13 protein-coding genes and 1 riboswitch are annotated in these 12,333 nt (G+C 40.1%); of the genes, 7 read left to right on the top strand and 6 right to left on the bottom strand.

Annotated elements, in window-relative coordinates; translation table 11 throughout:
• The first annotated feature begins 113 nt into the window (after nt 1–113).
• The gene (locus P343_RS19605; protein ID WP_023508378.1) at nt 114–386 is read left to right on the top strand and encodes an IDEAL domain-containing protein; all 273 of its coding nucleotides are present in this window, start codon (nt 114–116) and stop codon (nt 384–386) included.
• A 106-nt stretch (nt 387–492) separates the two neighbouring features.
• On the opposite strand, the gene P343_RS19600 is transcribed toward P343_RS19605, so the two are convergent.
• A complete protein-coding gene (locus tag P343_RS19600; protein WP_023508377.1) occupies nt 493–1,110 on the bottom strand; it encodes a LysE/ArgO family amino acid transporter in 618 nt (205 codons plus the stop codon).
• 277 nt (nt 1,111–1,387) lie between these two features.
• On the opposite strand from P343_RS19600, the gene pdxR reads away from it, so the two are divergent.
• Nucleotides 1,388–2,824 carry a MocR-like pyridoxine biosynthesis transcription factor PdxR gene (pdxR, locus tag P343_RS19595; RefSeq protein ID WP_023508376.1) on the top strand — a complete coding sequence of 479 codons (1,437 nt, stop codon included), beginning with the start codon at nt 1,388–1,390 and terminating at the stop codon, nt 2,822–2,824.
• A gap of 97 nt (nt 2,825–2,921) precedes the next feature.
• Here pdxR and P343_RS19590 read toward each other — a convergent pair whose 3' ends face one another.
• Nucleotides 2,922–4,829, bottom strand: coding sequence for an acyltransferase family protein (locus tag P343_RS19590; RefSeq protein WP_023508375.1), 1,908 nt, complete (start codon nt 4,827–4,829; stop codon nt 2,922–2,924).
• Between the two features lie 333 nt (nt 4,830–5,162).
• Here P343_RS19590 and P343_RS19585 point away from each other — a divergent pair, with 333 nt between their 5' ends.
• The 3 genes from P343_RS19585 (at nt 5,163) to P343_RS19575 (ending at nt 7,391) form a co-directional block, all read left to right on the top strand.
• Entirely contained in the window at nt 5,163–6,014 is an 852-nt protein-coding gene (locus P343_RS19585; protein WP_023508374.1) for a DUF2785 domain-containing protein, read from the top strand.
• Nucleotides 6,015–6,081: 67 nt separating this feature from the next.
• Entirely contained in the window at nt 6,082–6,870 is a 789-nt protein-coding gene (locus P343_RS19580) for a class I SAM-dependent methyltransferase (protein WP_031263476.1), read from the top strand.
• A 98-nt stretch (nt 6,871–6,968) separates the two neighbouring features.
• Nucleotides 6,969–7,391 carry a DUF2000 domain-containing protein gene (locus P343_RS19575; protein ID WP_023508372.1) on the top strand — a complete coding sequence of 141 codons (423 nt, stop codon included), beginning with the start codon at nt 6,969–6,971 and terminating at the stop codon, nt 7,389–7,391.
• 63 nt (nt 7,392–7,454) lie between these two features.
• Here P343_RS19575 and P343_RS19570 read toward each other — a convergent pair whose 3' ends face one another.
• Nucleotides 7,455–8,249 (bottom strand): AraC family transcriptional regulator, encoded by a 795-nt coding sequence (locus tag P343_RS19570; RefSeq protein WP_023508371.1) that lies wholly within the window; start codon nt 8,247–8,249, stop codon nt 7,455–7,457.
• Between the two features lie 116 nt (nt 8,250–8,365).
• On the opposite strand from P343_RS19570, the gene P343_RS19565 reads away from it, so the two are divergent.
• Nucleotides 8,366–8,941, top strand: a complete 576-nt coding sequence (locus P343_RS19565) for a GNAT family N-acetyltransferase (protein WP_023508370.1) — start codon at nt 8,366–8,368, stop codon at nt 8,939–8,941.
• A gap of 59 nt (nt 8,942–9,000) precedes the next feature.
• Nucleotides 9,001–9,699, top strand: a complete 699-nt coding sequence (locus P343_RS19560; protein ID WP_023508369.1) for an aspartate/glutamate racemase family protein — start codon at nt 9,001–9,003, stop codon at nt 9,697–9,699.
• 17 nt (nt 9,700–9,716) lie between these two features.
• Here the strand turns inward: P343_RS19560 and P343_RS19555 are convergent, their stop codons facing one another.
• The 3 genes from P343_RS19555 to P343_RS19545 form a co-directional block, all read right to left on the bottom strand.
• Entirely contained in the window at nt 9,717–10,076 is a 360-nt protein-coding gene (locus P343_RS19555; RefSeq protein ID WP_023508368.1) for a response regulator, read from the bottom strand.
• 65 nt (nt 10,077–10,141) lie between these two features.
• A riboswitch (cyclic di-GMP riboswitch) is annotated at nt 10,142–10,229 on the bottom strand.
• A 119-nt stretch (nt 10,230–10,348) separates the two neighbouring features.
• On the bottom strand, nt 10,349–11,572 hold the full coding sequence (locus P343_RS19550) for an MFS transporter (protein ID WP_031263474.1): 1,224 nt from the start codon (nt 11,570–11,572) through the stop codon (nt 10,349–10,351).
• Between the two features lie 68 nt (nt 11,573–11,640).
• Nucleotides 11,641–12,216 (bottom strand): DUF2087 domain-containing protein, encoded by a 576-nt coding sequence (locus P343_RS19545; protein ID WP_023508366.1) that lies wholly within the window; start codon nt 12,214–12,216, stop codon nt 11,641–11,643.
• Nucleotides 12,217–12,333: the final 117 nt, after the last annotated feature.

The following is a 12,333-nucleotide window of genomic DNA, read 5'->3' as shown; positions in this document are numbered from 1 at the left end:
GCAAATGATGTGTGGCATAGAAAGAAAATGATTCATATGCTATTAACAGATCTTCTGATCCTTGGGAGTGTGATGATGGCCAGGCAACCTGAATCATAGTGAGGCGATCAGCCATGAAAGTAGGACAATGGGTTCGTACAAAGTATATGGGGAAACATGATTGCGTTGGGTTTGTCACATCGAATTATCCGGATTTCAAAAGATGCAAGATCAGAGTCACGAAGTGTGAAAACCATCCGCGGATGAAATGGCTGGAGATTTCATACTCGGATGTGATTCCAGACAGTCCTGATTTTACACGTGTAGAATTGGACAGTTTAATTGATCTTGCATTAGCTACTTACGATAGAGACTGGTTCGAAGAGTTGACGATGCAAAATGAATAATAATCCTCTAATTAAGCATTTTGACCTTTAATAATGAAAACACTTACATTATCCCTTGTTAAAGGTCGGAGTGTTTTTTTCTGTGATTCAGCACGTATCCGTTTCATCATTTATTGTGAAGAAGAGCCCAACACAAGTAAACGGCAACGCTCCAAATCATCAAAGCGGAAATTTTGTTGATAAAAAGCATTGTTCTGCTGCTGTTTGCTGCTCTGCCGGTTAGATGCCCTACAAGTGCCAAACAAAAAAACCAGATCCATGATACAGATATACATGAAGCGGCAAACAACCATTTTTCAACACCTGAATAGTGGATGGCATTTGTCCCAATCACGCCTATAGTATCGAGAATGGCATGCGGGTTAAGCAATGAAACAGAAAGAGCAAAGAGTACTTGCTGTTTTGCCGAAAGACGTTCGGACCTTTGATTTTTTTTAGTAGTTGACTCCGACCAAATTGTCCATCCTATGTAAACGAGAAAGACAATGCCAATAATGAACAAAGTTGTAATCAACCATGGAAAAGTTAAAATTAGAAGTGAGACGCCACCTACCGCAAGTACAATCAGTAATGTGTCGGAAAGTGAAGCTGTAATGATTGCAGCCGATACGTCGACAAAACGTCTGGAACGGGCGCCTTGATTAAAAATAAAAACATTTTGCGCACCAAGGGGCAAAATAAGACTGATCGATAAAATAAAACCGTGAATAAACGCTACAAACATCAGTATTCCTCCTGTAAAAAAATCACTTCTCTATTTTTTCGTAAAAATCGTATGCTGTCACCAGCCAAACGAAAAATAACAAACCAGCCAAAATAGTATTGGAAATCATTCATCAGAATGGAAAAGTGCTGAACACCACGACGGATACAGGCTTGATGCTATAATTGCAGTTAAGTTATGTTATATAGGTAATGGTTTACTGCAATGGACAAATCAATATTGATATCTTTTCGACGATTGTGCCATTTTCGTTATTAACCTTTAAGGAGACAGCCTATTGATATTAGACCGAGGTTCATCAGTTCCGCTACATCAACAAGTTGCGGAGTACATAACGAGTCATATCACAAATGGAGAATGGGTGACTGGTTCGCGCCTGCCTTCACAAAGAAAACTGGCAGATCAGCTTCATGTCAACCGCAGCACGGTGACTGCAGCTTTCGAAGAGCTTACGGCACAGGGCTTGATTGAGGGAAAACGAGGCGGAGGCACAAGGGTTGTCAATAACACCTGGGGCCTTATGGCAAAACGGAAACCGGCTGATTGGGGTGCCTATGTTGAGGCAGGTCAGTTCAAACCTAATCTTCCTATGATTCGGACGATTAATGAAGCGGAATTTATCCCAGATATCATTCGGTTAGGGACTGGAGAGCTGAGCCCCGATTTGATTCCAAGTGAAAAATTGATTCATCTTTTTACAAAATCCTCATTTAAGCCAAGATCACTGGGCTATTCTGAGCCTAAAGGAGATCTACAGCTTCGGGAACAGATCTCATACTACCTGAAGAAGAATGGAATCAATGCCGAGCCTTCATCTATATTGGTTGTTTCCGGTGCATTACAGGCTTTGCAGCTTATTTCAATCGGGTTGCTTGATCGTGGGTCAACAGTGCTGCTGGAAAAGCCATCATACCTCTATTCGATCCATGTCTTTCAATCGTCAGGGATGCGGTTTTGCGGATTGCCAATGGATTCAGAGGGATTCATGCCGGACCAACTTTCTGAATTTAAGAAAGAAGTGGATTCTGCAATCGTTTATACCATTCCATCTTTCCATAATCCTACCGGTACAGTGATGTCCTTATCGCGAAGAAAAGAACTTTTATTTGCTTGCGAGCAGGAGCGCATGCCGTTGATCGAAGATGATGTTTATCGTGATCTATGGATTGAAACTCCGCCGCCTCCCGCGTTGAAGAGCATCGACCATTCGGGTAACGTGCTCTATATCGGTAGTATGTCAAAGACCTTGAGTCCGGGATTGAGAATCGGCTGGATTGTTGGGGCAAAGCCGGTCATTGACCGACTTGCCGACATTAAAATGCAGAGTGACTATGGCTCAAGTTCTTTATCACAATGGGTCGCTGCCGAATGTTTGAGAACAGAGATATATGAGGAACATTCCTCATATGTTCGTAATCGGCTAAAGATAAGGCGAGATCATTTATTAAGCCTACTCACAAATTACTTAAAGGATCTTGCAGAGTGGCACAAGCCCTCGGGTGGTTTTTATATTTGGCTGAAACTGATTCCGACGATTGATCCGCGTGTTTTATTTGAGCGTGCTCTCCAGCAGGGTATTCTCTTAAATCCAGGTGTTTTGTATGATCGCAACGCTCGGCAATACTTGCGCCTGTCGTATGCTTATGCCTCATTCAAGGAAATGGAGCAAGCCATACTAGTCCTGAGAAATTTAGTTCTCGAATTGGGATGGTAGGACCTGCATTTCTTTACCTATGGGCTTATTGGCTCCGCTGTGCAATAGAAATAAAAGGAATCCTCATTTCTCGGTATTTTTTACGATTAGCTGAGGCTCAGTTCATGGATTCGATGGTTTTTACGATCAGTTCAGTATACTTTTTGGCACCGGTCACCGTTAAGTGAACGCCGTCATTTGAAAAATAGTTGCCGTGTTGCTCACTGGCGCTATGCCAGTCTATAAAAATGACATTGTTATGCGTGTCGGCTGCTTTTTTAATGACCTGATTAACAATTGATTCCCATGGACGAGGAACACGTGTGTTTACAAGAATAACCTTTCTTTTATTGCCAATTAACTCAATCAAAGTATTAACTTGTTCAGTAGTAAATGAGCCGTTTGTGCCAAGTTCAACAAGTACATATCGACCTAACTTTCCTTCTTGTTTAAGTTGAGCCACTTTGCTGAATGCTTCACGAAACTGCCTGCCTATCTTGCAATCAATATCTAAATGAGTAATCGACTTTTTTAAGTATGGCTCAGCACCGAGCATCACCGAATCTCCTATAGCCGTAATCTTCTGTTTCGACAAACGACTAGATAAAGCTCCAGAGTTCTGGTCATTTGTTGCCTTGATCGGTTTCTTTTTTGTCGGTTCTGCTTTATGGGCAGGCAATTTATTCTGAGTTGACGTCTTTGAATGTTCGGAAACGCCCGATCCATTTAAAAGGCTTGCAGTGGATTCTGTTTTCTGCGTATTCTTTTTTGTACTCTTGGATCCAGTTGTTTCTTTGTCGGCATTACCACTGCTCTTTACTTTTTCAGAAGCAATCGGATTTTTATTCGGTTGTTGAGCGATCACCGATGTAGAAAAGATAAGGAAGAGAACGGATAAACCGATCCCTGCTTTTTTGATCACGTATACCCCGTAATTCTTTTGTGATTTATTTACTAACCTGCGAATTGGGTTCTCAATGTAACGCAAGGATAGTGTTGAAACGGTAAAAATGATTGCCAACTGTAGAACAATACGCAGCGGGTGTACCTCATTAACTTCACTAGCAGGGGTGGTTAACAGAATAATAGGATAGTGCCACAGGTACATTCCATAGGAACGAACGCCGATCCAACGCAGCGGTTTTACACCCATCCATCTTCCAAGGAAGGTAGAAGGATGTGCAAGAACAGATATGAGCATAACAGTGACTAAAGAAAAAAGTGCCAAACCACCGGTATAGAGAAAGTCTTCATACTGATTGACGAAATAGACGGCCAAAAGAAGAAGTATCAGTGAAAATAGGCCGACACTATCTAAAAAGTTATGGACAATCTTTGAACCCGCGTTTGAGAGGTGTTTACTGGGCCAAATGTATGCCAAAATTGCGCCAAAGAGCAAAGCAAAAGCCCGCGTATCTGTTCCATAGTAGACACGGCTTGGGTCGGTATCAGGCTGATATAGGAATCCCATGAAAAGGATAGAACTTGCCGCAAACAGCATGGTGAGTAGATATAAGACTTTAATGCTTTTGCCAAATCGTAATCCAATAATCACAAATAATGGCCAGATGAGGTAAAATTGTTCCTCAACAGCAAGTGACCAAAAATGCTTTAAAAGTGAAGGGTTGGCGAAACTATCAAAATAGGATTGCTGATGAAAAATTGACCACCAGTTGCTGAAATAAAAGAGAGCCGCCGTTGCATCCATCCGTGTCGTCCGAAGCAACGATTGGTGAAAAAAGAGGACATAACCCATAACGACAATCAATAGACAAAGCATTGCAGGAAGAAGCCTCTCCGCACGCCTGATCCAGAATTTCTTTAAATCAATCGTTTTGGTTTCTTCCCATTCTTGAATTAATAGATCTGTAATTAAGTAGCCGGAAAGCACGAAGAAAATACCTACACCAAGGAAACCTCCCTTTGCCCATGGAAGATTCATATGATATGCAATAACTGCCAGAACAGACAGTCCTCTGAGGCCGTCCAATCCGCCCATATAGCGGTGTTTTTGATCGAATGCCAATTGAACTCGCCCCTCTATAATTGTTGTGAAATGCAAAGATGCTGACCAGTAGGCGAGTACTATGTATGTAAATGTGAATTACTGTTTGTAACAAACCATTCAAGTCGAGCAAACATTTATACACTTAGTGTAGCGCACCAAATTTGAAAAGAGTTTGCAATCTAGTTAAATGTTGATTGTAAATATTGCCAATACCTTAATCTGAATGGAAAAATCCAGAATTTACACTAAACTTAATCATTTTGTTCTTGAAACGATCAGATGTGGAAGATTTCACCATCATTAACGTGCTAAAATGAATTAAATCCATTACATAAAGAAAGCTGGAATGAGATGCAATCTAACCAATTAAAAGAAGAGTTGCTTGCAATAAAAAACAGCAACTATCAATTACCGGATGGGATGACTGATGAACAAGCTGTGAAACGAGTAATCACGGCCTTAGGCTCGTCCGATGGAGAACTCCGTGATGACTTAGCTTATACGATTTTGTTAAAGTGGCTATTGCTTGAGAAGCAGTTGCTTGATGGAAGACAGCTAAATGATTTATTATGGCAAGCCGTATCTGAAGAAATGCTTTACTTTAAAATTGGCGAATCAGAGAAAGACAGTGTTTTTCAAAGAACTTTTTCTTCATTACTTATTGCACTAATTCTTGTTCGGGATAATAAGGAACACTTTTTAAGCAAGGAGAATTACCAAGTAACACTAAATCGTCTTATCGGCTATTGCAAGCTTGAAAAGGATTACCGAAGTTTTGTCCCCGGAAAAGGATGGGCACATGCGCCTGCTCACATCAGTGATGCACTTGATGAGTGTGTTAGAAGCCGCTTTGCAGATCTCGACACATGCACGGCATTATGGAAAGAAGGCTTTCTGAAACTGCTCACCAATGCGCCGAATGTTTTTGATGCTGAAGAGGATGAGCGGATAATAACTCCTGTAATCGCAATGATTGAACTGAAAAAAGTGCCTTTTAGTGTTATTCATGAATGGCTTCAAGAAATTGACATAGATCAATTAGAGAGCCAATCAGAAAGACCAAAAGTGAAAAGGATTACTTTCAAACAGTTCATTCGATGCCTTTACATGAGACTGAAGGAAAAAGCTTTACTCGAAAAAGATGAGGAGCAGCAACTATTCACACTGGAACATAAGTTTAATCCGAATTTTTTTGATGTGTAAAAATCAACATGAGGCATTAAACCATCTGGTAAGGATGCTTAAAAGCAATTTAGGAGGGACCCGTTATATGGAAGAGGTAGGCAAACAATATCGAGACTCATCAAATTTGGATATTAGGATAAAGATTCACGAGCAATATAGTACCAATAAAAAGGATTGGCATGAATGGCTTTTTGAACACTATACAATAGAACCTGGCAGCAGAATTCTTGAACTTGGTTCCGGTGATGGAACTTTTTGGATGAAAAACAAAGATCGTGTACCAAAAGATTGGAAGGTCACGCTTTCCGACTTCTCTTCTGGCATGCTTGCTGATGCGCAAGGGAAATTAGGGGACGACGTAAACGTAACATTCAAGGTTATCGACATTCAGGCTATTCCATTTGAGGATGATCGTTTTGATGCCGTCATCGCAAACCATATGCTCTATCATGTCCCGAATAGATCGCAAGCGTTAAAGGAGGTCCGCAGAGTTTTAAAGCCGGGTGGTGTTTTTTACTCGTCAACAATTGGAAAACAGCACATGGCAGACTTTAATGAACTCCTGAAGCGCTTTGATCCTGATCTTGGTTTTGATCTAACCAATGTTCAAGCGGATGCCTTTGGCTTGGAAAATGGAGCGAAGCAACTTGAGCATTTTTTTGATCAGGTAAAGCTAACCTGCTTTCCAGGCGGACTTCAAATTGATGATGTTCAGGCAATCGCTGACTATATTTTGTCATCGGGTACCAAAGCAAAGGCTGTTTTATCCGGAACAAAACTTGAACAATTCATAAACTATCTAGAAGAAGTAAAAAAGAAAAACGGGGGCTTTATTGAGATCACAAAAGCTACCGGGCTCTTTGAATCAAGATAATCAATAGGCAACTTCCAACGGCTGTCCATCAATTTTTTCCTATCCTTGTCTGGTCTTCATCACTTAGAATAGCTGAGAAGAAACGGGGAGGGTACAAAATGACCGATTCAACAAAGAAATGCGTGATGGTGATTGATCATGAATTACCGGTTGGTGTGATTGCTAATACAGCAGCGATTCTAGGCTGCACCTTAGGCAAAGATTTTGGTGAGGTGGTTGGAAGCAGTATTGAGGATGGCAGCGGTTTTTTACATAAAGGGATCGTCAATCTCCCCATTCCGGTATTATCATCGACCAAAGAAGGATTGATGGAGCTGCATCGTGAAGTCAGAGAACAGTACAGTGAGAAGATTGAAGTGATCAGCTTTACCACGACTGCTCAGAGAAGCAAAGACTACGAGGATTATGCAACAAAACTTTCTGCTCTTTCAACAAGTGATCTGAACTTTCTCGGTCTCTGCTTATATGGGGAGAAAAAGGCAGTGAACCATCTGACAGGAAGTCTTCCAACACTAAAGTAATTAATGATTATGTAATTGAAAGGACCGATTTCCTCAATTATCAGGCAATCGGTCCTTTACAATTCATGGCTGATGGAGGCAGTAGTTCATAGGCACGACCCCTGTATAAGCCTTAAAATATTTGTCAAAATGGCTTTGGTCGTAAAAACCGCAGGTAACAGCGACATCTGCAATTGGTCGATTATTTTGAAGCATTTTCTTCGCTTCATTGATGCGCAGATTAATCAAGTATTTCTGCGGAGTCAGCCCGGTACACAAATGAAACTGGCGAATCAGCTGATATTTATTGATGCCGAATTGCTCCGACAAGTCATCTATTGTTATTCTGCTCAGATAATGTTTATTGAGATACTGAATGATGCTACCAATTTTTTCAGAGTTTGGTGGTTCTGAATTCTGTTTGATGGAGCCTTTTTCATGCAGATCCATGACGTTCATCAGATCAATCAGCACTTTTGGTTCTGTTTCCTGGTTCAACAAGCTTTCCTCAAACAGCTTAAATGTTTTAATGACGTATTGAAATGTGCTTGACTTTAGCTTCGGATAGATACTTCCATTACGGACCATGTCACCGAAAATTTTAGAAAACAAAGAGTCACCAAGATAGATCATTTTAAAACGCCAGTTTGTAGTGTCCTTTGGTTGGCAACGGTGTACGGCTTTAGATGGGATAATGAGCAGGGTTCCTTCGGATAGATGGAATGAATGATGACCGATCTCTGTTCTGCAGCTTCCTTGCTCAATGATTCCGATCGATACTTCATCATGAAAATGCGCTCTGGATGTATGGACCGTATTGGCACATGTTTTGATCTCGATTGATTTTGCTTGGTCTGCCTGGTAGAGAATCTTATTCACTATGCTATCCCCATTTTATCCGAAATGATTTAATCTTTTCTTAAAAAGAATTATCATAGTTGATATGTACTGTCAATTGTTTTAGAAGCGAATGACTACAGGTGAGGATAACGAAAATGAAAAATATTGGGACGAAAACTATAGAGACGGATCGGCTCATCTTAAGAAAATTTACGTTGAGTGACACTGATGATATGCTACGAAACTGGATTAACGATGAAGAGATTCAATCCAATTACGGCGAACCGATTTATGAGAGCCTTGAATCCGTCAATGAATTACTTAATCGATGGATTTCAGCTTATTCTGATCATAATTACTACAGGTGGGCAGTGATTTTGAAAGAAAAAAATGAGAATATCGGCCAGATTGCCTTTTGTGCCATTGATTTAAATCATCATTTTGCAGATATTGAGTATTGCATCAGCAGAACGTACCAAGGAATAGGCTATGCAACTGAAGCGTTATCCGCTGTTATTGCTTTTACATTTGAAAAAACAGCGCTAAACAGATTGCAGGCGTTCCATAGAGGTAGAAATACAGCTTCCGGAAAAGTTTTGCAAAAATCCATGATGAAGTATGAAGGTACTTTACGTAAATCATTTTATTACACAGATGAAAATGCATACGATGATCGAATATACTACGGCATTATAAAAGAAGATTATATGAAAAATAAAGGTCTATCATGATCGGACACGATAAAAGAAGATATATGAGCATTACTAGATAATTGAAGGGGGGGTATCCAATGATTGGAATATTAGCCGGAATGGGTCCAAAATCTACTGGACCATTTGTTGATAAAGTCGTTCATTATTGTCAGGTACTTTATGGAGCTAAGAATGATATGGATTTTCCTCACATGATGATCTATTCATGTCCTACTCCGTTTCATGTCGATCGTCCGATTGATCCGCAAGCGATGGAACAGGCGATTATCGATGGAGCAAAGCGGTTGGAGGCGACCGGTATTGATTTTATTGCGATGCCATGTAACACCGCGCACATTTATTTTGATCAGATCAAGCAAGCACTGGATGTGCCACTATTAAATATTGTTGATGAAACGATTAAAACCCTGCCTCAATCCGCCACCAAAGTAGCTGTTCTCGGCACGCCTTCCACAATTGAATCTGAGCTCTATCAACAAGGGTTATTGACTTCGGGTTTTCAATACGTTGTTGAGCCTTATTGGCAAGGGAAAGTAAATCAAATCATCTCAGACATAAAAAAGCCCGATCAAGTCGACCGAGCAAAAGAATTATGGGTTGAACTGATCAACGAATTATCCGGAAAAGTGGATACCGTGATTATCGCATGTACAGATCTGAATGTAGTTACAGAGCAAACAGATAGTCATGTACATTTTGTCGATTCTGCAGACTGTTTGGCAATGGCAGTGGTCAGAAATTATCTGAGCAACTCTGAGCATTCTCCAGTACATTGATCAATGGTTTCATCGATTCAAAATAAAACCTGTTCTAATTGGTCATTGATTTGATCGAAATAAGGTTTCAATACAAAGTCCTTAGCACCATACACCAGTGCGTCAATAATTAACTGTTTGCTTCCTAATGATGAACATATAATTACATTGGCCTTTGGATCATACCCCATGATTTCTCTTAAAGCTTGAATGCCAGTCATAATCGGCATTGTTATATCCATGATAACAAGATCTGGATGAAGAGTAAGATATTGATTTAACGCTTCGAGACCATTTGATGCTTCTCCAACGACAGTGAAAATTTCATTATCAATTTTGTTCGCAATATATGATCTCATGAACTTTGAGTCATCAACAATAAGAACAGACTTATTCAAACGAAATACCCCTTTTCAATAAAAGGGCAAATTTGAAAAGAGCATTAATTTATACAGGAAGAATTCCTGGCAACCCGGCTGCCATGACATGAATAATGCTTTAGGCCCGTGGCTTTGCGTCTAATACTTTCGTAAAATTTGCCTCGATAGGTATATTATCACAGAATGATTTCTTGCTCTATATTATTTTGATAATGAAATGAAAATTTAATAAGTCCGAGTTCCTTCAGGCGTTCTTGGAACATCTTTCACAATTTAATTAGACAGGTGCTTTATATCGTTTCATCTTGACTGCTCACTTCTTTCGACTTTCTTATTAAATAAGTCATGATTAGGAAAACCGAAATACACAATAACGATGTTCCTCCCAAAAAGCCTAATAAACGTGGAGAAATAACATCTAAGGAACCGCCGGCTATAAGCATGGACAGGCCAAGAAGTGTATTTGAAAGTGACGCCATAAGGGCGAACATCATGCCCTGATGCTGTTCGGGAATTTCCCGCATCAGAACGGTATCAAGGCAGGCGTTTCCGATACCTGAGAAAAATGCGGAGCTGCAGAAAATCATCACTGCAAACAGAGTACTATAAGCATGACTGAGAAAAATCATCATGCATCCTTCGAAAAATAAACATGAGAGGCCAATCAAGAGATAATGTTTATTGATCCGGTTGGCAATAGAGAAGCTGGCCATTAATCCAATTCCAAGCGCACCATAGAAAGTGCCGACACCAACGTTGTCAAGATGAAAGATTTCTACGGCATAGACACTGATGAGTACGTTATCGATTCCATTTACAAAGGGTACGAGAATTTCACAGAGTAAAATGATCTGAAGCGGAATGGAAAGAAGGATTACGTTTTTAAGAGAGAGGGAGAGCCTCTCTTTTTTTGTGTTTGGATCTTCATGATGGCGGGTCGGATTTATAAATTGAATCGTTGAAATGAGCCATGCAGCTGCTAGGAAGGAGAAGCCGTTCAACCAGAATGTCAGATCAGGACCAAAAAAGTACGAAACCACACCCCCAGCAAAAGCGCCGCCAATCAGCACAATGCCGACGAGCACTTGTTCCATACTGTTTACTTTTACAAGCTGTTTTCTTGAAATTAAGAGAGGAAGTGTTGCTTTGCGCGTTGGCGCATAAATTGCCTCACCTGATGCGAGAATAAATGAACTGACATAGATAATCCAAATGTCTTGCCGAGTATGCACGAGTAAAAAGGATAAGGCAAATGCAATTCTTGCTAAATCTGTCACGACTAGTAGCGTTTTTCTTGAGTATCGATCAGCTAATCTTCCACCGAATGGTCCGAAAATCAGAAAGGGCAGCAGCCGGAGTGCCATTGTAACACCTACGGCGAAACCAGAACCTGTTAACTGCAACAATAAGGTTAACGTGGCAACTTGACTGAAACGATCACCAACGCCATTAATTAATCCAGCTAGAAACAGCTTTCTATACTGCTTTTCTTTAACGAGAAAAAATGAATGCATAAGATCCTCCAAATTTTTAAAAAGTACTAATTTGATAAATATCTAATTAGTTGGGTGAAAAAAACACATTATTGAAAACTCCAAAGTTCCGGTGGATTCATTTCATACTGACTGTTCTTACGGTACATAAACTGGTGGATAATGAGTTCTCTGCGAAGTGTTGCGTAATCGGGGTGGAATTTTCTCAGATACTCGCTTATTTCTTTTTCGGTATAAACTTTTCCAAATGCTAGCCCTTTAACAATATGAGAGAGAACCACCAATCTCTTTTTTCGTTGAGCGGGAATGTTTTTTAATGTACCATCTGCAGTGTAGAAATTGCTAAGTATCGCCGCACGTTCTGCTTCTGTCACGGACATCTCCATGTTCTTTGCCTCTTTTCCAAGTGTTAGAATCGCATTTGCGCAACTTTCCAATACATCTTGATTTAATGAAAAATAAATGGTGTTTTTATCACGACGTTCCTTGATTAATCCTACTTCTCGAAGTTTGGTCATGTGATGTGTAATTGTCGGTGGTTTTAATGACAGCTTTCCCGCAATCGCTTGGCCATGAAGCGGTCCCTGTTGTAAGAGTGCGATGATCCGTATTCGTGTTAAATCACCCAATGCTTTGTGGAATTCAACGATGCGATTAAGTTGCATAAAAAACACCATCCAATTTGATTAATATCTAATTAGATGATAATAAAATCAGAGTGGAAAATCAATAGCAAATTTATCATGGAGGAAAATCATTGCCATGAAACAACTCTTGCATTA

The sequence above is a fragment of the Sporolactobacillus laevolacticus DSM 442 genome, assembly GCF_000497245.1.
Lineage (GTDB): Bacteria > Bacillota > Bacilli > Bacillales > Sporolactobacillaceae > Sporolactobacillus > Sporolactobacillus laevolacticus.
Note: the sequence above shows the minus strand (reverse complement) of the source record. Positions and strands in the feature narration are given on the sequence as shown.